This window comes from Paenibacillus sp. 7516 (assembly GCF_002272715.1).
In the GTDB taxonomy this organism is placed as follows: domain Bacteria; phylum Bacillota; class Bacilli; order Paenibacillales; family Paenibacillaceae; genus Paenibacillus; species Paenibacillus illinoisensis_A.
This window is the reverse complement of sequence record NZ_NPBI01000006.1, coordinates 446,797-469,203: the sequence shown is the minus strand read 5'-3', so window position 1 is coordinate 469,203 and position 22,407 is coordinate 446,797. Positions and strand designations below refer to the sequence as shown.

At 47.1% G+C, this 22,407-nt stretch carries 16 protein-coding genes; 14 read left to right on the top strand and 2 right to left on the bottom strand.

Going from position 1 to position 22,407, the window contains the following annotated elements:
- The first annotated feature begins 123 nt into the window (after positions 1-123).
- From CHI14_RS05480 to CHI14_RS05450, 7 genes are all read left to right on the top strand, one after another.
- Positions 124-729: a pentapeptide repeat-containing protein gene (locus CHI14_RS05480; RefSeq protein ID WP_095287398.1), complete on the top strand. Its 606-nt coding sequence runs from the start codon at positions 124-126 to the stop codon at positions 727-729.
- Positions 730-1,031: 302 nt separating this feature from the next.
- The gene (locus tag CHI14_RS05475) at positions 1,032-1,364 is read left to right on the top strand and encodes a thioredoxin family protein (protein ID WP_095287397.1); all 333 of its coding nucleotides are present in this window, start codon (positions 1,032-1,034) and stop codon (positions 1,362-1,364) included.
- A gap of 106 nt (positions 1,365-1,470) precedes the next feature.
- Positions 1,471-2,493, top strand: a complete 1,023-nt coding sequence (locus tag CHI14_RS05470) for a LacI family DNA-binding transcriptional regulator (protein ID WP_095287396.1) — start codon at positions 1,471-1,473, stop codon at positions 2,491-2,493.
- Positions 2,494-2,609: 116 nt separating this feature from the next.
- Positions 2,610-3,605, top strand: coding sequence for an ABC transporter permease (locus tag CHI14_RS05465; RefSeq protein ID WP_249281008.1), 996 nt, complete (start codon positions 2,610-2,612; stop codon positions 3,603-3,605).
- A gap of 15 nt (positions 3,606-3,620) precedes the next feature.
- Positions 3,621-4,508: a carbohydrate ABC transporter permease gene (locus CHI14_RS05460; protein WP_095287395.1), complete on the top strand. Its 888-nt coding sequence runs from the start codon at positions 3,621-3,623 to the stop codon at positions 4,506-4,508.
- A gap of 77 nt (positions 4,509-4,585) precedes the next feature.
- A complete protein-coding gene (locus tag CHI14_RS05455; RefSeq protein ID WP_170948022.1) occupies positions 4,586-6,229 on the top strand; it encodes a type 2 periplasmic-binding domain-containing protein in 1,644 nt (547 codons plus the stop codon).
- A gap of 21 nt (positions 6,230-6,250) precedes the next feature.
- Positions 6,251-7,603, top strand: coding sequence for a glycoside hydrolase family 30 protein (locus tag CHI14_RS05450; protein WP_095287394.1), 1,353 nt, complete (start codon positions 6,251-6,253; stop codon positions 7,601-7,603).
- A gap of 62 nt (positions 7,604-7,665) precedes the next feature.
- Here the strand turns inward: CHI14_RS05450 and CHI14_RS05445 are convergent, their stop codons facing one another.
- Entirely contained in the window at positions 7,666-8,064 is a 399-nt protein-coding gene (locus CHI14_RS05445; protein WP_095287393.1) for a hypothetical protein, read from the bottom strand.
- Positions 8,065-8,282: 218 nt separating this feature from the next.
- Between CHI14_RS05445 and CHI14_RS05440 the strand changes: the two genes are divergently transcribed.
- On the top strand, positions 8,283-9,374 hold the full coding sequence (locus tag CHI14_RS05440; RefSeq protein WP_095287392.1) for a glycosyltransferase family protein: 1,092 nt from the start codon (positions 8,283-8,285) through the stop codon (positions 9,372-9,374).
- A gap of 28 nt (positions 9,375-9,402) precedes the next feature.
- A complete protein-coding gene (locus CHI14_RS05435; RefSeq protein ID WP_095287391.1) occupies positions 9,403-10,458 on the top strand; it encodes a glycosyltransferase WbsX family protein in 1,056 nt (351 codons plus the stop codon).
- Between the two features lie 86 nt (positions 10,459-10,544).
- On the opposite strand, the gene CHI14_RS05430 is transcribed toward CHI14_RS05435, so the two are convergent.
- Complete coding sequence (locus CHI14_RS05430; protein WP_095287390.1) at positions 10,545-11,378, bottom strand: AraC family transcriptional regulator; 834 nt, start codon at positions 11,376-11,378, stop codon at positions 10,545-10,547.
- Between the two features lie 121 nt (positions 11,379-11,499).
- Between CHI14_RS05430 and CHI14_RS05425 the strand changes: the two genes are divergently transcribed.
- The 5 genes from CHI14_RS05425 to CHI14_RS05405 all read left to right on the top strand — a co-directional run bounded on the left by CHI14_RS05425 (position 11,500) and on the right by CHI14_RS05405 (position 22,219).
- The gene (locus CHI14_RS05425) at positions 11,500-12,957 is read left to right on the top strand and encodes an alpha-L-fucosidase (RefSeq protein WP_095287389.1); all 1,458 of its coding nucleotides are present in this window, start codon (positions 11,500-11,502) and stop codon (positions 12,955-12,957) included.
- Between the two features lie 687 nt (positions 12,958-13,644).
- Entirely contained in the window at positions 13,645-18,861 is a 5,217-nt protein-coding gene (locus CHI14_RS05420; RefSeq protein ID WP_095287388.1) for a S8 family peptidase, read from the top strand.
- Positions 18,862-19,164: 303 nt separating this feature from the next.
- Positions 19,165-20,169 carry a Gfo/Idh/MocA family protein gene (locus CHI14_RS05415; protein WP_095287387.1) on the top strand — a complete coding sequence of 335 codons (1,005 nt, stop codon included), beginning with the start codon at positions 19,165-19,167 and terminating at the stop codon, positions 20,167-20,169.
- Positions 20,170-20,190: 21 nt separating this feature from the next.
- Positions 20,191-21,135 carry an AraC family transcriptional regulator gene (locus tag CHI14_RS05410; protein WP_249281007.1) on the top strand — a complete coding sequence of 315 codons (945 nt, stop codon included), beginning with the start codon at positions 20,191-20,193 and terminating at the stop codon, positions 21,133-21,135.
- Complete coding sequence (locus CHI14_RS05405) at positions 21,128-22,219, top strand: Gfo/Idh/MocA family protein (protein ID WP_095287385.1); 1,092 nt, start codon at positions 21,128-21,130, stop codon at positions 22,217-22,219. Before CHI14_RS05410 ends, CHI14_RS05405 begins: the two co-directional genes overlap by 8 nt.
- Positions 22,220-22,407: the final 188 nt, after the last annotated feature.

Here is a 22,407-nt window from a genome sequence, read left to right as displayed (position 1 = left end):
TGTGATCGTGGCAAATTAAATGCCTTGACTTTTACGGTCACTTAGGCAGGTACTTGACAGGGGTATGGTATAGTATAAAAAGTTTGGACGAATAGAATGAAGATGTAAGCAGGAGGTTTAATCGTGTACCAATACAAGGATCAGGAATACGAAGCAGTGCATTTTGACGGGCACGACTTGAGATACGGAGAGCTGATGCGCTGCGTTTTTAAGCAATGTACCTTTATGAATGCCTCCATGGAAGAGATCGAGACGAGCAATTGCCGGTTCATTGAATGCGACTTCAGAGGAGCGAGCATGAACGGGTCGTTTCATACGGAATCTGCTTTTGAGAACTGTACATTTAGCGGAGCTAACCTTTTTGTCTCCAAATTTACGTCCTGTAAAATGACCGGTTCTGATTTCTCGGGAGCACAGATGGATGGCGTTACCCTTATTCAGGGGGACTGGTCCTATACGAATTTGAGACACACAAAGCTGGGCAAACAGGATCTGCGGGGCATTCGCTTCTACGAAACCGATTTCTCGGATACGGACCTTGGAAAGGCAGATCTCAGAGATTGTGACATGACCCGAGCAACACTGAGTAGAGCCAAGCTAATGGGAGCGGATCTGCGCGGAGCTAATCTGGAAGGCATTGATCTGAAATCCCTGGACGTCAAGGGTGCTCGTATAGACACAGAACAGGCTGTATTGTTCATGCGTTCATATGGCGCTAAGGTAGATTGACACCAAATGAGATCAAATGGACACAAGCCTGTATGAATCCACAGGTTGTGTCCATTTTCATGCCGTCATGAAGCCGACGTTATATGTAATCACTAAGAAGTTAGCTTTTGAGAGTTTGTCAATACGTTAACAAGCGCTAATTTAACAATACCCGTTTGCCGATCGGAAAGTGGGACTTTATGATTCATGGAACTCTGCCTGGTAATGAATAGATAATCCACTCCATTGTGCATTTTATAAGTGCATGTAATCATGGTACACTCATACTTGCTATATCATTTTGGATCGAGACGGAGGCGCAAATGAAAGAAATATATGAATTAACATCCATGGACATGGTTGATTCGTTTATCCAGCAGCATAACCTGACTTTTCTGTATGTCTCCAGGCAGGAATGCAGTGTGTGTCATGCCTTGCTGCCCAAGATCAGAGAACTGCTACAGCCTTACCCTTCGATTGCTCTGGGACACATCGATGCGAATCAGGTGGAAGAGGTGGCATCGAAGTTTCTCATTTTCACCGTTCCAATTATGCTTGTTCTGGTGGAGCAGAAGGAAGTTGTTCGGGCGGATCGGTTCGTTCGTCTGGATCGTTTGGCAGAGCAATTGGAGCAGATTTACAGCTCATACGCATAGAAAAAGCATAAAGCTTCAGCGATAAAAAATTTAAGTGTTGTGCTGAAAGCGGTTTTATGCTAATTTAACAATATAAAAACGTTTTTATAGTAAAGGACTAATCATTATGGCTAAGATTACGATCAAAGATGTTGCAAGGGAAGCGGGTGTTTCCATATCCACCGTGTCCAATGCCCTGAATGGTGTGGACGTACTGAACCCGGAGACCAAGTCTCATGTGCTGAAGGTAGCTGAGCGGTTAAATTACGTTCCCAATCTGAATGGCAAGCTGTTAAAATCCGGACAAACCAAAATGCTGGGCTTCTTCACGACCAGTGTATCAGGCCCGTATTTTTACAAACTGGTTGAGTCCATGTCCCGCGAGTGTGACCGTCTCGGTTATGGGCTGAATGTATTTGTCACCAAGGATAAGCAGGTCATCATGAGCAATATCATGGGGCGCCGCGTGGATGGTGTCATTATTTATGAAGAGTTGCGAATTGATGAGCAGGACATTCTGTCCATGCAAAAAGACAAGATCAAGGCAGTTTTTCTGGACCGTGTCTATCAGAGTGAAACGATGGGAAGCGTCATTTTTGACTCGTATGTGGCAGCATACGAAGCAACGAAGTACTTGATCTCACTTGGACACAAGAAGATTGCTTACATCTCCGGTGTGGATACGATGTTTGACAGCGTGCAGCGTAGGGACGGGTATCTGGCAGCTTTGCGTGAATACCAGCTTCTGGTGGATGATGATTATATCATTCAGGGTTATTTTGAGGAAGAGAGCACGTACAGTGCCATTAAGTCCTTTTTGCACCTGCATCCAGGCAAGCGTCCCGATGCATTTCTCGCGGGGAATGACCTGAGTGCGGTTGGCTGCATTCATGCATTAAAATCCGAAGGATATGAAGTTCCTCAAGATGTAAGTGTGGTGGGTTTTGACGATATTGATATCGCTCCGTATTTTTCACCGCCGCTCACGACGGTAAGGAATCAGATTGCAAGGCAAGGAATACTGGCCATTAACCAATTGGTTGGCATGATCAAGAAGAAAGAGCAAGGTGCAGCTCAAAAATTATCGGGTGAACTCATCGTCAGAGGTTCAAGCCACGTAAAGATCGGCCGGAATGATATCGAAGCATAGTTGTGCAAGGTCATTTCGGTCTTTTTTTAAATGATTGAAGCAGAATAAGGGGGTTTTTATGCACAAAAATAAAAACGTTTTTATAAGTATGGAAAGTCAGAGGGGAGCTATGGAACGTGAGTAAATTAGCTGTTGAGAAGGCAGCCGGGAATACGCCGATTGGGTCAGGGCCTAAACACAGAAAGCCGCTAGGACAGCGGGTTAAAGAGTTCTTCATCGACTATCGCAGACAGTGGGAAATTCAGTCCATGATTATACCGGGCATTATCTTTATGATCATTTTTTGTTACATTCCGATTTACGGTCTAACGATTGCTTTTAAGAATTACACGGTCATTGATACGCTCGCTACCGCACCGTGGGTAGGCTTGGAGAATTTCAGAATTATCCTGTCGGATAAATATTTCTGGGATGCGGTTGTGAATACGCTGGGCATCAGCTTTCTCAAATTGGGGATCGGCTTCGTCATTCCTATTATTCTTGCGATCATGATCTACGAGCTGAACAGTGGACGGTTCAAGAAATTTGTGCAAACGGTTTCATATTTGCCGCACTTTTTGTCCTGGATCGTACTTGGCGGCATGCTCATCACCTGGTTCTCTACGACGGGGCTGTTCAATCAGATCCTACTCAGTCTGGGCTTGATCTCGCAGCCGCAAAACATCCTGCTGGATGCCGGAAAGTACTGGTGGATTGCTACGTTATCGGATATATGGAAAGAGGCCGGCTGGGGGACCATCTTGTATCTGGCCATTATGTCGAAGATTGACCCCACGTACTATGAAGCTGCCAAAATTGATGGTGCAAGCAGGCTTAGGCAAATCTGGAACATCACGCTTCCGAACATGAGATCCATCATTAGCTTGAATCTGATTCTAACGGTAAGCGGTTTACTTGGCTCCAACCTGGATCAGACACTGGTTCTGATGAACTCGCAAAACCGTGAAAAAGCGGAAGTCATCAACTCTTATGTATATCGTATGGGGATGTCTCAGGGTGACTTTTCGTATGCGACAGCGGTTGGACTCGGTGTCTCGATTGTGTCCGTCATTTTGCTGGTTACCGCAAACAAGATCACGAGCAAGCTGAACGATAATCAATCTGTGCTGTAGAAGGAGGCGTAACGCGTGAATGGAAAGGTGGCAAAAGAAGATCTCGATAGCCGGATCTTTGATACGCTGAATATTATTTTACTGGTCATATGTACCATTGTTATTGTGGTCCCGCTCTGGAATGTGGTTATCTCTTCCTTTAGTTCCGGCAGGGCGCTGGCGGAAGGCGGGTTCATCTTCTGGTCACCGGAGTTCTCGCTGGAGAACTACCGGGCTGTATTTAATGATTCAAGTATTTGGCAAGCCTTCTTCATCTCGGTTTCCAAAACGACAATTGGAGTGGTTACTCACGTATTTTTCTGTGCCATGGTGGGTTACGGCCTGAGCAAAAAATACATACGGGGCCGGAAGTTATATGTTGCCATGGGTGTTATCACGATGTTCTTCTCAGGCGGGATGATTCCAACGTACCTGTTGATCAAATCACTCGGCCTGCTCAACAGCTTCTGGGTGTATATCATACCAGCGCTGTTCAGCTTCTATGATGTCGTGATTCTGATGAACTTCTTCCGGAACGTCCCGGATTCTCTGGAGGAGTCAGCCAAAATCGATGGCGCCGGAGACTGGCATATCTTCCTCAAAATCTTCATCCCGCTCTCCATGCCAGCAATGGCTACCATTGCGCTGTTCAATGGAGTGGGGCAATGGAATGACTTCATGACGACCAAGTTGTACATTACGGATCAGTCATTATATCCACTGCAGATGATGTTATATGAAATTATTGTGCAATCCCAGACACAATCCATGCAAAATATCGGAGGCTCTGCGGTCATTGAAACAACGACCAAAGGTGTGCAGCTCGCCACGATCGTGATTACTACTTTGCCAATCGTGCTGATCTATCCCATACTTCAGAGATATTTTATATCAGGAATGATGCTGGGGGCTGTCAAAGAGTAAATCCAAACTTAAGTTGGATCTATCAAGGTTTTTGAATGTTGTTTCAGGTATTTACCACATTCTGAGGAGGAATCTCGATGTTGAACATGAAGAAGGCCATTGGTCAAACAGGTGTTAAACTGAGTGCTGCCCTGCTGACAGCAGTATTAATGGTTACAGGATGCGGAGGAGGAGCAGGTGGCTCCGGTGAAGGAAACTGGGTTTCCATTGAAGACCGATACACGGTTGATCCTGAGAAGCCGGCATGGCAGCTGGACAAAAAAGAAGAGGTAACGGATCTAACCTGGTACGTTAACGCGGACTGGTGGAATACCGATTTTGGCAAAGACATCGTCACGAAGAAAATCAAAGAGGACCTGAACATCAATATCAAATTCATTACAGGGGACGACACGAAACTAAATACCTTTTTTGCCGGTGGGGAAATGCCCGACCTGCTGACCGTATTCGACTCGAACTCTCCAGTCGTGCAAAAGGCTGCAACCTGGGCACTGCCGCTGAATGATCTGGCTGAAAAATACGATCCGTATTTCAACAAGGTGGCTGCGGCAGATACCCTTAATTGGTTCCAGCTGGCTGATGGCAAGACCTACGGATATCCAAACTATTCCAATACACAAGCTGATTATGATAGCGGTAACATTCCAGCCAAAACAGCATTTATCATCCGCAAGGATGTCTATGAGGCACTGGGAAGTCCAGTTATTGGAACACCGGAAGAATTCCGGAGTGTAATGAAGCAGATCAAAGAAAAGTTTCCAACGTTGATCCCATTCGGGTTTAACGCCATTGGAGAAGGTACAGGTTCGCTCGGAGATACGCTGCAGGATTTCATCGGTGTACCTCTGGAGAGCGAGAACGGCGAATTCTATGATCGTAATCTGGATGAGGATTATCTCGCTTGGTTGAAAACGCTGAACACCGTATACAGAGATGGCAACATCAGTGATGACAGTTTTGCAGATGACGGTACAGCGTTCGAGGAAAAAGTGAAATCGGGAAAATATGCAACGATGCTGCTGGACGGCACACCACAGCAAGGAGGCAATCTTCAAATTTATATGAGTGCTAATCCTGGCAAGGAGTATATTGCAATTGACGGTCCACAGAGCACCAAAGGCAACGCTCCAACGCTGAATCAATCCGGCATAACGGGCTGGATGATCAACTTTATTTCCAAGGACAGCAAGGATCCGGCCAAAGCCATTCAGATCTTCACGTATCTGCTTAGTGAGGAGGGGCAGACGCTGATGAACTACGGTATTGAAGGTGAAACTTACCAGACCCAAGCGGACGGTACGGTTGAATTACTGCCAGCCGTGAAGGACCTGCAGCTCAACAATGCGGATAAGTTCAAAAAGGATTATCGCATGGGAGAATTCATGTTCTTCGGTCATGATCGTCATAAAGCGTTAAGTGCGGATGCTTTTCCGGAGTCGATTAAACAAATGCAGGAATGGGGCAAAGGCAAGCTGAAACCTCATTTTATTCTGGAGAATATCAATCCGGATCAGGGAACACAGGAAGCACGTGCCTTGTCAGCCATCAATACCAAATGGAATTCGACACTCGTAAGCATGGTTCGAGCGAAGGATGATGCTGCATTTGATGGTGCACTTGCCGCTTACAAGTCATTCCTGGATGAAAATCGCTGGGATGAGATCGTGAAGGTCCGCAGTGAGAAGATGAAACAGAATAAGGAGAAATTAGGCATTCAATAAAAGAAACCCGGAGGGGATCAGATGAGCCAATTTAGGATCTATCGATCAACAGGAGAACATGAACTATTTAAGCCGGTATCAGAGGAACAATTGAAATCGCTTCAATCGGACCGGGAGCCAATTGAAGTCAAGCTTGATGATCAGCATACTTTTCAGGAGATGGATGGTTTCGGGGCTTCCTTTACCGATTCGTCAGCGTATCTGATTCATCAGATATTGAGTGAAGAACAGAGGGAGGATCTGATGATCAGGCTATTTCACCCGCGGGATGGCATCGGCTTGTCAGTCATTCGCAATCCAATGGGCTCTTCGGATTATGCCAGAACGATATACAGCTATAATGATCAGCCTGAAGGGGAAACTGATCCAACTCTCGCCCGTTTCAGTATTGCGCATGATGAGGAGGATGTAATTCCCTTAACCCGGAAGGCGCTCGAATTAAATCCGAATCTGAAGCTCATTCTTTCGCCCTGGAGTGCTCCGGGTTGGATGAAAACAAGCGGGTCCATGATTACGGGACAACTGAAGCATGAGTATTATCCGGTGTACGCCGAATATTTTGCCAAAACCATCAAAGCGTACGCGGAACATGGACTGCCCGTCCATGCAGTGACACCTCAAAATGAGGCATTGTATGAACCGCGCCATTATCCAGGCATGCTGATGCCGGCGGAAGCACAGGCGGATTTTATCAAGAATCATCTGAAACCTTCCTTTGTCAGCCAAGGCATTCAGACCAAAATTCTCTGTTATGATCACAACTGGGATGAACCGGGTTATCCACTTACCGTGCTGGAGCAGGCGGGTGAGGAAGTTGATGGCGTTGCCTGGCACTGGTACGGGGGTGAAGCATCTGCACAAACGAGGGTGTATCAAGCGTACGCCGGAAAGGAAGTACATTTTACAGAAGGATCAGGAGGGGAATGGATTCCTCCGTTCCAACAAGCCTTCTCAAACGTCATGCGTACGGGAATTCAGATATTACGCAACTACAGCAAGTCTTTTGTACTCTGGAATATGGCACTTGATGAAAACAACGGACCGACGGTTCCGGGCTTCGGTCGCAGTACTTGCCGGGGAATCGTGCAGGTGAATCAGCAAACAGGTGAGCTTGTGTATACACTGGATTATTATGCTTTGGCTCATTTTAGCGCAATCATTCGCCCGCAGGCTGTTCGCATTGAATCCAGTTCCAATCAAAAATCCATCTATAACGTCGCTTTCCGTAACAAGGATGGTTCAATTGCCGTAGTGCTCTTCAATGAGGGAGAAGTGTCCGAAAATATCCGACTGAAGATACGCAATGATAAGCTTTTGAATCTGACAATGGAGCCACAAAGCGCCTGGTCTATATTGATTCCCAATCCATCATGAGAACAGAGAAAAGCCGATATGCAGAGAGAAACCAAGCTGCGTACCGGCTTTTTGCATACCTTTTATATCATCTGAATAGCCAGATTCGGTGTTCCTCCACTATCATCGACGAATAGTACATATTGATTCCCACTCGTACCAGTTAAGACAAGGCCGGGTTGATTCAAGACGCCCGGATTATAATATAACAACTGCTGCAGAGCTGGTAAAACAGCGGGAAGGGTTGGCTGATTAAGGGCCATGATCTGGGTAGCTGCTTTTACACTGTCCCCTGCCTCGATCACTCCGCCAACACCAAGATTATTCGTAATGGATGCACTATCGTTAATCTGCAGGCTGTTCGCAATGGTCTGGCTTCCGTTGACCTGCAGGTCTACTCCGATCGTTTCATTGCCATTCACTTGCAGATCCTGATTGATGGTCTGGCTTCCCGTAACGAGAATGCTATTAAATGTTGGCAAACATATCAACTCCCATCTGGTCTTGATATATTCTATGAGGACAAGAACCGGATGGACACGGGGTTCTTGCACATTTATGAGGAGATTTCCCAATCACTCCTGGTTGAACACCTAAAAATACAACTCTAGAAACCTAGCCAGTCTTCCGTGCATATTGTAGGCAGTGAGCGTCAATCCGTTTGAGATGGGAGGGATCGGTCATCACTAAAAAGAGACGGATGCAAGTCAAATCTCAAAAAAACAAGCTCTCTGCAGAGCAACCCAACCGAATGTTGATAAGACAGATGAATGCCACTTTGAATCGGAAACTGAAGTCCATTCAGCATCATCTGACCGCCCAACAGGCGGATCTGCAGCAGCATTTGATGGAAACTCTACGGGATGTCATTGATCCACCCAAGGAAGTTCCTCCGGATGTCGTCTACAAACAATTGAATGTTCTCTTCATTACGCCTTGTAATGATCGAGCATCCTCTTCCATTTCCATTCTCGTGGAACAGAGTTTGAGGCATCTGGTGAAAAGCATATATGAAATGAAGGCGATTCAGCCTGTTGGACCTTATTTGGAACGTTCCAAAACGGACCTGGTTCTCGTACTGGGTGGGGAAGAGGGAGAGATTCTGCCAGAGGAGAGCATGGAAGCCTTAAGGACTTCACCGGTCAAAAAGGCCATTTGGTTAACCGACCTATCCGGTGCGAAGCATTCGGAATCATTCATTTCCATATTTGACTATGTGTTTACACAGAAAGCGGAGAACATTCCAAGCTATGGACGCATGAGTAATGCACGATGTTATGAGGTTCCTTTTCCGCCAAATCCTAACGTATATTACCCGCAGTCTGTACTCAAGCAAGATGAGTCGGATGTTTATATCATTGGAGATGCTCAGCCGGGCAGCAGCCTTGTTGAGTTGGCGAATCATGCGTTGTTATCCGGCAAAGTGGTTCGAGTGGAGGGGAAAGGGTGGAAGCGATTCGAATCGTTTATACCCGTGCATGCTCATGAGGATCGGGCTGCGTTATACAACGGCAGTAAAATGGTTATTCAGGACAACTCTCCGGTTAGGAGCGTGTTGGAGGTAGCCGCTTGCGGCACGTTTCAGCTGAATTCGATATCTACGAATAGAAATCTGGATACGGACGTGTTCCAAAGCTATAACTCGCAGGAGGAGCTCACCCAGAAGTTTGACTTCTACTGGAACCGGGTGGATCAGCGAAGACTGGCGGCTTCCAGGGCAATGGCTTATGTCAAATACAATCATTCCTATCTTCAGAGCAGCCTGCAGCTTCTGGATCGAATCTTCCGATAAATCCGGCTGACGTATGGAGGAATCCCGATTGAAACTTATTGCGTTGCATTTACCTCAATTTCATCGTATTGCCGAGAATGACAGGTGGTGGGGAGAAGGTTTCACCGAATGGACCAATGTGAAAAAGTCAGTTCCCTTATACTCAGGGCATGTTCAGCCCAGGAAACCGTTACAAGAGAATTACTATGATCTGACCGACCCTGCAGTGCGCAAATGGCAGGCAGATACAGCAAGGAATCACGGGATATACGGATTTTGTTATTATCACTATTGGTTTAAGGGCAAGCGTCTGCTCGAAAAGCCGTTTGATCAGATTATACAAACCGGGGAACCTGATTTTCCATTTTGCCTGTCATGGGCAAATGAAACCTGGACACGTAAGTGGGATGGTCAGGAAACGGACGTTCTCATTTCACAGGATTATGGGGACGAGAATGACTGGAAAGAACATTTCGAGTATTTAGTGAGGGCATTTAAAGACAAACGGTATATCCGGGTGGACGGCAAGCCCATGTTCCTTATTTATCGGCCTGCCAGCATCCCCCGTTGTGAGGATATGATTCGGTACTGGCGCAAGCTCGCAGTGAAGCACGGGCTAGAAGGTATTCATTTTGTTGAAACGATAGGCGGTTTCCCGACTTACGACAGTCAGGTGTTTGACGCAAGCATGGAATTTGAGCCGCATTATACCTTTGCCCATGGTCACACAAACGAAATTTGGATCGAGCTGAAAATCGGCAGTCACAAGCATATTGTGGTGAACTACGACAAGGTATGGTCTGCCATTTTGGAAAGATCACCGCATCGAAACGGGGAGATCATCTACCCTGGTGCTTTTGTAAATTGGGATAATACACCTCGTCGGGGCATGGACGGGCAGAGTACCATCGGCTCGACTCCGGAGAAATTTGGGGTATACCTGTCAAGGCAGCTGGAACGGAGCCGGCATGGGTACAAGAGTGAGTTCATGTTCGTCAATGCATGGAACGAGTGGGCGGAAGGGGCATACCTTGAACCGGATGAAGAGTACGGATATGCCTATTTGAAAGAAATTAAGAAACTCATCCAGGCAAGGAGTCATTGAAATTCATAACAAGCTGTTGTAACTCACGGGGTTCCTTAGTCAGGGAACTCCTTTTGATGTTCTTGTATAAGTATACATAACCAGTCTTATGTTATCAGCAGTGTCGTTTGTTTGCGGAATTCAGTCGGGGTTAACCCGGTATGCTTCTTGAACAGCCTCGAAAAATAATACAAATCCCGGAATCCGAGATGTTCAGCAATCATGGTAATGGTGTTCGGCGTACAGCTGAGCAGCTCCTTGGCTTTGTCCACTTTTTTGCCCGTAATGTAGTGAATGGGCGGTATGCCTACCTGCTGCTTGAAGAAGCGAATGAAATAGTTGGGATGCATATAAGCGATCTGCGCCAGATCCTGAACGGTAATATTTTCTTCAATATGGGCATCGATATAGGCGAGTATGGCAGACATCTTCTCCATGATGGGTATGTTCAGATACGTGATCTGCTCCAGATCCAGATTCATCAGATAGTGGGATATAAGCTCCATCAGTTTGCTTTTGGCCATCATGTGAGCATATACTTCACCGGATCTCGCATACACAAGAATATGATCGAAGATTTCATTGACCAATTCAGGGCGTTCTATGGTACAAAAGTGAGGGAACTTCAAAATTTGAAATAAATTAATTTCCCCGACCTTAGCGCTGAAATGACACCAATACTTCAGAAAAGGCTGATCGCTAATGACTGAATAGGATTGTGTAACCCCCTCAGGCATCAAATATAGCTGTCCAGGTTCAGGATAATACTCCTGATCCCCAATCTTTAACCATCCTTCTCCTTCGCTGATCCAATAAAATTTGCTGTAATCGGGGGTGTAATCCAGATCACGCCAGTCGGCATCACACCGATTGTAGTTGACCATGTACAATTCCACCTGCAGGTTAGACAGGTAGTTCGTAAGCAGCGTCTGATGATTCATGAGCGTATTCTCCTTACAAGGTTATTATTGTGCATCCAAAAGTTAGTGTTCTGCATGTCTATCCCTTCATCCTACCGCTACAATACAAGGGAACAGGATAATGAAAGGATGAGAACAGACGATGGAGCATACCGAATATTTGCAAAAGATTGAAGCCACCATTGCTGAAGGCCGATTCAAGGATAACTGGAAGTCACTCCGTGCGTATCAGGTCCCGGATTGGTACAGGAATGCCAAGTTCGGCATTTTCATTCACTGGGGACTGTATTCCATTCCGGCTTACGATAGTGAGTGGTACTCACGTAATATGTATATCCAGGGTTCCAAAGCCCATGAACACCATCTTGAAGTATATGGACACCCGAAGGATTTTGGATATAAGGATTTCATTCCCATGTTCCGTGCGGAAAAGTTCGATGCAGACGAATGGGCCACCCTATTCAAAAAGGCTGGAGCCAGATACGTGATGCCTGTCGCTGAGCACCATGACGGATTTCAAATGTATAAAAGCTCCATTTCCCACTATAACACAGTTGAAATGGGACCCAAACGGGATCTTCTGGGGGAGATGAAGACCGCTTATGAGAAGCAAGACCTTACATTGTGCGTCTCCTCGCACCGGGCAGAGCACTGGTTCTTCATGTCCCACGGGAAGGAATTCGAATCGGATATTCAGGAGCCCCTTAGTCGCGGAGATTTTTACTGGCCTGCCATGCCTGAACCTGACCATCATGATCTGTATGGCTCGCCTCCTTCCAAGGAGTTTCTGGAAGACTGGCTGGTTCGCTGCTGCGAGCTGGTGGATCAATATCAGCCGCGAGTCTTTTATTTTGATTGGTGGATTCAGACTGCAGCCTTCAAGCCGTACCTGAAAAAATTCAGCGCATATTACTATAACAAAGGAGAAGAGTGGGGAATTCCTGTAGTCATTAATTACAAACATGATGCATTTGTTCTGGGCTGTGCCGTTCCCGACGTCGAACGAGGGCAGTTTGCCGACCTCAAGCCCTATTACTGGCAAACCGATACGGCTGTCGCCAAAAATTCCTGGTGCTACACGGAAAATAACAACTACAAAACAGCGAATGAAATCATCAGGGATCTGGTCGATATTGTGAGCAAAAACGGCAATCTGCTTCTCAATGTTGGACCCAAAGCGGATGGCAGCATACCCGAGGAAGACCGGGATATTCTGTTAGCCATAGGTGAGTGGCTCGGCGTGAACGGAGAGGCCATCTATGATACTACCTTCTGGCGCACTTACGGCGAAGGTCCGACAGAAGTGAAGGAAGGCCAGTTCACAGACGGAGATACCAAGATGTTTACAAGTGAAGATATTCGTTTTACCGTAAAAGACAGCAATCTCTACGCCACGGTTCTTGTCTATCCGGACAACGGAGAGGTTCGCATTCGATCCTTGAAAGAGAATTCACATCACTTCCAAGGAATAATCAAAAGCATTGAGATTTTGGGATTTGATGAACGACCTCAATGGGTAAGAACAACAGATGCGCTGACGATCACAACAACAAATGTGAAGAGCGAATCGCCTGTCGTATTCAAGATTGAAATGGACTAAGTGAAGGATGGAGCCGGCAGCATTGTCGGTTCTTTTTGTAATTTCAATGGTTATTTCGAGGGTGTCTATGCATTTCAGTTGTCTCTTACACAGCAAGTCTTAGTCATAAAGACATGATTTGAATCTATCACGATACCAATGGTGCGCAATTATGAAAAAACGAGTTCAAGTTAAGAGAGACATCAGACATATAAAAGCATTAAAAAGGCTTATTTTCTATAATTTTCTAGAAAAGTGCTTGTACATATCAAATGGTGACGATATACTATTCCATAAAAATCCAGTTAAATTGCAATTTGGTTATTACATGTAATTCACAGAGATTCCTACATCACTCGAACAAATCGCAAATGAACGTTTCATTCACTTCCTGGCAAGCTTTCTGCTAACGCTCGTGATTACCCTCCTATATGAATGCTTATCGACATTCACTCTCATGTTTGGGCCTATCAATCTTCCATTTCTAAACTTCCGAGACTTACAATTTCTAAACTTCCGAGACTTACAATCTGCTGCTACCGTTTCATATCGCCTGTGTAACCAGACCTTTAAAGGAGGTGAGGCTCTATGTAATGATTCGGGCGTCTATTGGTGTCCGCCCAAAGGCCGTCATTCCATTTTGATTTTAATTGAGAAAGGCTTAAGCACCAGAATAATCCAAAAACCGGGTAAAGGGAGTGGAAAAGTTTGATTAAGAGTAGTCGGTTACGCAAGCCCATCTCCATGGGCCTCTCGCTTCTCCTTGCATTTTCGATTGTACATCCGGTTTCAGCTGAAAACTCCACATCACAAAAAATCGACATGAAATCAAGCCAGGCCAAGGTTTCGACATCCAAAGTCAACGCGAAATTGACCAAACAGTTTGAGGATAGCGACTATGTCACCTATCTCGTGAAAATGAAGGAGCAGGTGGACACGTCAGCGGTCTCGAAACAGGCCATGGAAAAGGCGACGATCGAGAAACAGACGGCTTCAGCGACCAAGCTGTCCGTACGAAATTCGGTAGTCAGCTCTCTACGGGAAACGGCTTCGCGAACGCAGTACACGCTCGAAAGCTATCTCGAGAAACAACTTGACCAAGGCAAGGTCAAAGAATATAAAAGCTATTTTATCGTCAATTCACTCGCTGTAACGAGTACCAAGGAAGTCATGGAACAGATTGCTCTGCTGCCTGAAGTGGAGAAAGTTCTCCCTAACGAAACGCGTTACTTGCAAAAAGCTGAGGTAAACAAAGAAAAGGCAAGTGCAGCTCCGGCTGCAGATCCTGCAAAAACACCGGTCAAGGAAGATGCAGCAACTTCCAAGGACTCGGCAGCTGCATCAAAGGATAACCTGGCAACAGAAAATGTCGAATGGAATATCGATTATATCAATGCACCCGCAGTTTGGGAGAGAGGAATCGATGGAACAGGCATCGTCGTTGCCAACTTGGATAGTGGGGTTGATTACAATCATCCAGCTCTTCGCAGCAAATGGAGAGGAATCGATGCATCTGGTAATATCGTTGATCCAGAGCTTAGCTGGTATGATCCACATAGTAACGCTTCCCTGCCTGCGGATGAAGACGGGCATGGTACCCATACGATGGGGACGATGGTGGGTTCGGAGGAAGATGGAAGCAATCAGATCGGTGTGGCTCCAGGTGCCAAATGGATCGGTGTGCGGATATTCAATCCGGAAACCACCGATGCGATTATCCTGGATGGCGGGCAGTGGCTAATAGCTCCAGTGGATGCCGAAGGCAACCTCCATCCTGAGCTCGCCCCGGATGTTGTCAACAATTCCTGGGGTGGTGGCGCAGGACTGGACGAGTGGTTCCGGCCGATGGTACAAGCCTGGCGGGATGCACAGATTTTCCCTGAATTTTCGGCAGGTAATGTGAGATTAACGAATCCAGGTGGCCCGGGTTCAGTTGCGAATCCAGCAAATTATCCGGAAAGCTTCGCCACAGGAGCAACAGATATTAACGGTAACCTGGCCTCATTCTCACTCCTGGGTCCATCTCCGTATGATGAGATCAAGCCGGAAGTCTCGGCACCAGGAGTCAATATCCGATCAGCTGTTCCTGGCGGGGTATACGAGGGAGGCTGGGATGGAACATCCATGGCGGGTCCCCATACGACAGCACTTGCTGCATTGCTGCTCCAGGCCAATCATTCCCTGAGCGTGGATCAGCTGGAACAGATCATTATGGATACAGCAACACCACGCACGGACAGTCAATATCCAACTTCGCCCAACAACGGTTACGGGCATGGCATTATCAACGCCTTGGACGCTGTGGGTTCCGTGCTTGAAGGAATAGGAAGCGTATCCGGACGAGTGGTAACGGCAGGAGATGATCTGGAAGAGCCGATACTCCAGCATACGCCTGTGAATTCAGCTTTTACCGGACTCGATATTCCGCTGACGGCTCATGTGACGGATAATGTGGGAGTGGTCTCCGTAGAGGCATTTGCCAAAACGACGGGAACAAGCCAGTATGTCTATCTGCCGATGAACCGCATAGCGGGGGACAGCAAGGATGGAACGTATTCCACTACCATTCCGGCGTTCCTGATTGAACCTGCAGGCGTGGAATATTATATCCGGGTTAACGATTACGGCAACAACGGATTTGACAGCCAGGTGTACAAAGTGGCTGTATCCAATGGGGTCCAGCCCGGATATGTTCAGGATTTTGAAGAAGATCAGTTGGGCTTCACAACAGGCGGTACAGGAAGCACATGGGTTTGGGGTGCGCCAATAAGTGGACCAGGCAGTGCAGCCTCCGGCGAGAAGGTCATTGCCACCAACCTGGAAGGTACGTATGCAGCAAATAGCAACGCCTATCTGCTCGCTCCACCTATTGATCTAACCGAAAGTCCTGAAGGGGCATTACTCTCGTTCAAACACTGGTTTGATCTCGAGAGCAATATTGATTTCGGTAAGGTATACATCGCGACGGAAGACAGTGACTATGTATTTGAAGAGCTGTTAAGCTTTACGGGCACAGGCGGTGATTGGAAAACCCAGTATGTGGACCTGCGTGAATATGCAGGACAACAGGTGTTCATCCAGTTTAATCTGACCAGTGACAACACTGTACAGAAGGCAGGCTGGTATATCGATGACTTCTCTGTACAATCACCAGATGATATCGCTCCGGGTGCACCTGTAGAGCTGAGTGCTGCAGCTGACGTTTTGGGTAATGTGGCGTTATCCTGGAATGGACCTGACGATGAGGATCTGGAGTCTTATGTCGTGTATCGTTCGACAACTTCGGGTGCTGAATACGAGGCAATCGGAAATACAAGAGCGACAACATTTACGGATACAGCTACAGTAACGGATACAACGTACTATTACACCGTTGCGGCTCTGGATTATAGCGGCAATGAGAGTGAAAAGTCGAATGAGGTATCCATCTCGGTTGAGGTGCCGGAAGACATTTACGTCGACCAATTTGACGGTAGTGACGATAATGGCTGGACCCATTCGGGAACGAAGGATGAGTGGGAACGTGGGGTTCCAGTCAATGGACCAGCGAGTGCCGTTTCTCCGCCAAATGTCTGGGCAACTGATCTGGACAGTACGTATGAGAATGGTTCAAACTATTCACTGGTTTCACCCGTTGTGGATTTGACGGATACCAATGATGCTACCCTGACATTCAACCATTGGTATGAAATTGAGGGCGGATATGATTTTGGCTATGTGGAAGCTTCATCTGATGGTGGAAGCACATGGTCAGAGCTGGGCAAGTTCTCTCATAATTCGAATGGCAAGCAGTGGACACCGGTATTTTATGACCTGAGTTCGCTGACTGGAAACGAAGTTCAATTCCGATTCCGCCTGACCTCCGATAGCAGTGTGGTCAAGACCGGTTGGTATATTGACGATTTCCGCATCTTGAGCATTGCTCCAGAGACGGTTACACAGGATAGTTCGGTAGTGCTGAGCAGTGACAAGCCAAAACCGGAATATGACAACTCCTGGTACAAGGTTACACGAACCGATAAGGCAGCATTCAATCAATCCAAGCAGCAGCAGCCTGAGGCTGAGAAGCCGGAAACAGGCGCTGTTAATCCACAAAGCCTGCCTGCAAGTGCAACGGTTACGGTAATTGAAACCGGACGTTCGGTGAAAACAGATCCATCCACAGGGAAATACAGCTTCACTCATGTGGCGGGTGATTATACATTGAAAGCGGAGGCTTATGGTTATTATCCGCGTACACAAGCAGTAACCATTACCGATGGTAGTGGTGCAAAAGCCAATTTCAATCTGGAAGCTATACCTCATGGTACGATTGAAGGTGTCGTTACCGACGAACGGACAGGCGAACCTCTGGCTGATGCTTCCGTTCTGGTACTGGAAGATGCCCAGGTCGGTGAGGTTCACACCGGGTCGGACGGCAGTTTTGTATTGGATGTGCTGGAAGGAAGTTATACCGTCTCCGTCAGAGCTGCAGACTATTACAGTAAAACCGTTAATGTGACGGTACCAGGGAATGGTACTGCAGATGCGAGTGTGGCATTGAAGCCGTTTATTGGTTTCCCTGGAGAAATCGCATATGATGACGGTACAGCGGAGAATGCAAGAGCCTTTGTAGCCGCAGATAATGCCTGGGCGGTCCGGATGACACCTGAGCAAGCAACCGCTCAAGTAACAGGCGCATCGTTCCGGTTCTGGAACACAGAGTGGCCTGTACCTGGTGGAACCGCATTCCAATATGCTGTCTATGATGCATCCGGAGCAGATGGAGCACCAGGACGCTTGCTGGCAGGACCGTTTGAGGGAACAGCACTGCGCAATGATCAGTGGACCAGCGTTGAATTCCCGGAACCGGTCATCACGAGCGGAGATTTCTATATCGTGTATGTACAATCCGTTGCAGGAACAAGTGCTCCGGGACTGGCTACCGATGAGAACGGAACCAATGCTGGACGAAGCTGGCAGCGTGTAAGCGGCGCATGGAGCACAGCACCGTCAGAAGAAGGTAACTATATGATTCGGGCGGTGGTGAGATATCCGGTAAACGCACCAGTACTTACGGCACCAAGCAATACCTATTCCAATAAATCAACATTCACCGTATCAGGTACTTCTCCAGCGAATGGAGCTCAGATCAAAATTTACAATGGGAAAGATGTAGCAGGGACAACAACGGTAACCAACGGAACGTTCAAGTTTGACGCCAAACTTCGTTCAGGAGTCAATGCCTTTACTGCAGAGGCAATCATTGATGGAAAAGTAACGGATCGTTCACTTCCCGTTGTCATTATCCAGGATCTGACGCCGCCGCAGGTAACTCTTGTTACGCCTGAGGAAGGAAGCCGAACCAACGCTGAAGTGGTGCATGTTACAGGCAGCACAGTGGATCAATTCCTCAACAAGGTTACGGTAAACGGCGAGACAGTCAAGTTGGAGAGAGACCGAAGCTTCAGTCATCGTATTCTCGTCAATGAAGGCGAAAACACGATTACAGTCATTGCGACGGACGTCGCGGGCAATAAAACAACGGTAACCCGTAAAGTCTACGTGGAAACAACGCTGCCTGAGTTGACCAATATTACACCTGCCGAAGATGTGCGAATTGTGTCCGGAGAAACCGTATCCGTCTCCTTCGACAGTGCTCCAGGACTGCAGGCTTCATTCCGAATCCAGCTGCCGCTGAATCTGAATGCGGAAGGCGGATCGGAGATTCCACTGGAGGAGACAGAGCCTGGTCATTATACGGGCACATATACCACGCCTTCCTCATTAGTCCTTGAGGGTGGAGTCATTGTTATTCGCGTACAGGACGCAGCAGGGAACAAAATCGAGACCGAAGCACCAGGCCGGTTATACGTAACTGCCGGGGAAGAGAACACTCCTGAACCGGAACCCGAAGTAACTGCCGAAGAGAATTTGCTCCCTTAAATCGCGAAAGGATCCATGAAACAGAATCCATTCTATGAAAAAAGACCAGGGTCATGCAATTGCATGAGCCCTGGTCTTTTTTTGATTTTCATGATAAGCCATTAAACCTCAATAGGTAAGGCTTCTAACCGCAAAATCATGGAGGAGACAGCTCCTTGGATTGTTGAACACAGAATGTCGACCTCTGAATGAGATGTCGTAATTTTATATATTTGTTGTCGCCTGTTTCTATTAAAATTAAACGAAGCCTGTGATAACTTATATTTAAATGTCAGGATATTATATACTAGGAGGTAAGACATCGTGACCATTCGAATTGGTAAAATAAGCTTGTGGCATGTGCATGCATGGGATTATATCAAGCAAGTCCAGGAACATGAGGATACTGAAATTGCAGCGGTATGGGATGACAATGCTCAGCGCGGGCAGGAAGCTGCCGAACGACTGAATGTACCCTACTTTGCATCTCTTGAAGAGATGCTGGCACAGAAGGACATTGACGCCGTGATCGTGGATGCACCTACCCGTGACCACCAGGACGTCATCACCGCTGCTGCAAGAGCAGGTAAACATATTTTCACGGAAAAAGTCATTGCTTCAACGGTAAAAGAAGTGAATGCCATCCTGGCTGAAGTCCGTGAGCAGGGAGTCAAGATGACCGTATCCTTACCGCGCTTAAATGACGGGTATACGCTAACCATTCAGGATGTGCTCCAGCAAGGTTTATTGGGGAAAGTGACTTATGTCCGGGTTCGCCTGTCTCATAACGGAGCGATTGCAGACTGGTTGCCTCAGCATTTTTACAACTTGGAGGAATGTCAGGGAGGTGCTATGATTGACCTGGGGTGCCATCCGATGTATTTAACCAGACTCTTTTTGGGTCAGGAAGTGACAGGTGTGAGTGCCAATTTCGGCTATGTCACAGGCAAAGAGGTAGAAGATAATGCAGTGGCAACCCTGTTTACGGATTCTGGAGCGATCGGTGTGGTTGAGGCCGGTTTCGTGAACAGTCACTCTCCATTTACCATTGAAGTTCATGGAACGGAAGGGACCTTGTTGTATGGTACACCTGACGACAGGCTGCTGATCCGGACCAATGTGGGTACAGAGGCGGTTAAAGAGTGGACTGAGCTTCCGTTGCTGGAGAAAAGAGAAAGCGCATTCAGCCAATGGGTTTCGCATATTCAGAATGATTCCTTGGCTGCTGAGAATCTGCAGATTGCCTCCGAGCTGACACGCCTGATGGAAGCTGCCAACACCTCTGCCAAGGAAGGACGCAGGATCTCCCTCAGTGATTTGCAAGGTTAGGCTGGTTGGGGAGGTAAGATATTGAACCGATATCCTTTTGAAAAAATGCTTGAACGACAGGATCTCCTCGAGCGTTTGGACATAACCATTGCTTGGGGACATTACGAAATACGGGTTTTACGATTTCACTTGACGTCATTCCCGGCAGGTCGAATCGTTGATTTTCATAACCATGCGGAATTTGAATTTCATTTTATTCCGCGGGGCAAGGGGAAAGTTATTCTGGGCGACCAGATGCATTCCTTGTCCGAAGGCATGCTTTATTTGACCGGGCCTGGCGTCGTTCACTATCAGGAGGCCGATGCCGAAGAGGACATGGATGAACTATGTCTCCATGTGGATATTGTCGAGCAGCCCAGAGAGGATGTAGATCCGTGGGAAGCCGCAGAATCCGAGGAAACGATCGCCAAGCTCAAGGCACTGCCCCTCGTTCCGGTGCATGATTATCACCGGGCCATGAACTGTTTTTTGGAAGCGTATGAAGCATGTGATCGTAAACTGATCGGGTATTATACATCCATTAAACAGCTTGTGATCAGCATTCTGCTGAGAACCGTTCGTGCCCATGATAACGGCGAAATCCGGGTAGAAGCACCGGAGCGGGATATGTCCATGTACAGGTATGAATATGCTGTGCAGTATATGGAGGCCAATTATTCCAATGTCGTCACACTGGAACATGTGGCAGAGAAGCTACATATCAGCACCAGACAACTGCAGCGGATATTTTATCAGGTGCAGCCAGGCATGCCGTTCAGCCGTGTGCTGGAAGATATTCGCCTTGGCGCGGTGTGCCGCAAGCTGGAGGAGAGCAACGGATCGATTGAACAGATTGCACTTGTCTCCGGTTTTACCAATGCCAACTATTTGCATGCCGTCTTCCGCAAGCGCCTGGGGATGACCCCGTCTGCTTTTCGGAAGATGAAACAAAACAAATCAAAAGTGAGGGTGAATGGATATGAGTAAAGTGTACCGGATCGGAATTGTTGGATGTGGCGGGATTGCGAATGGCAAGCATCTGCCAAGTTTGAGCAAGCTCGAACATGTTGAACTGGTTGCATTCTGTGATATTGTTCCTGAACGGGCTGAGGAAGCCAAAGAGAAATATGGCAATGCCGAAGCCGAAGTATATACGGATTATCAGGAGCTGCTGAAGGATGAATCAATTGACATCGTTCACGTACTCACACCTAATATTTCGCATGCCGAAATCTCCATTGCTGCGCTTGAAGCCGGCAAACACGTCATGTGTGAAAAACCGATGGCGAAGACATCCGCCGAAGCACAGAGCATGCTTGAAGCAGCTGAACGCACAGGCAAAAAGCTGACCATTGGATACAATAACCGCTTCAGAGAAGATAGCTTGTACCTGAAGCAGATGTGCGAAGCAGGCGAGCTGGGATCGATCTATTATGCCAAGGCACATGCGATTCGCAGAAGAGCCGTACCGACGTGGGGTGTTTTCCTCGATGAAGAAAAACAAGGCGGCGGACCACTGATCGATATCGGTACACACGCACTGGACCTGACACTCTGGATGATGGACAATTACAAACCGAAAGTGGTTCTGGGCACGACGTATCATGAGCTCTCCCAAAAGGAAAATGCTGCGAATGCATGGGGACCGTGGGATCCGAAGAAATTCTCGGTTGAGGATTCGGCCTTCGGCATGATCGTGATGGAAAATGGTGCGACCATCATGCTGGAATCCAGCTGGGCGCTGAATTCTCTGGATGTGGATGAAGCAAAATGCAGTCTTAGTGGAACGGAAGCTGGAGCCGACATGAAGAATGGCCTGCGCATTAACGGCGAGAAATTCAGCCGTCTCTATACGAATGAGATCTCGCTAAGTGCAGACGGCGTAGCGTTCTACGACGGGAAGTCGGAAAGCGCGCCGGATATTGAGATGAGAAAATGGATTGAAGCTATCGATAAGGATCAAGAGCCTGTAGTTACACCTAAACAAGCTCTGGTTGTATCACAAATTCTCGAAGCTCTCTATGAATCTGCCCGCACGGGAAAAGCGGTGTACTTGAACGAGCAAAACTAATTCTTTTGAAGCAACACTAATTAAACGATAGGAAGACGCTGCTGATATTCAGCAGCGTCTTTTTCGTTATTAGATTAAGCATTTTCGCCGGATTAAAAAAATATTTGTGATATTTTGAAAAAAAATCATTGCATATCTGTTTACTCGGAATTATATTATGAGTAAGAGTTTAATGGTATAAGGTTTAG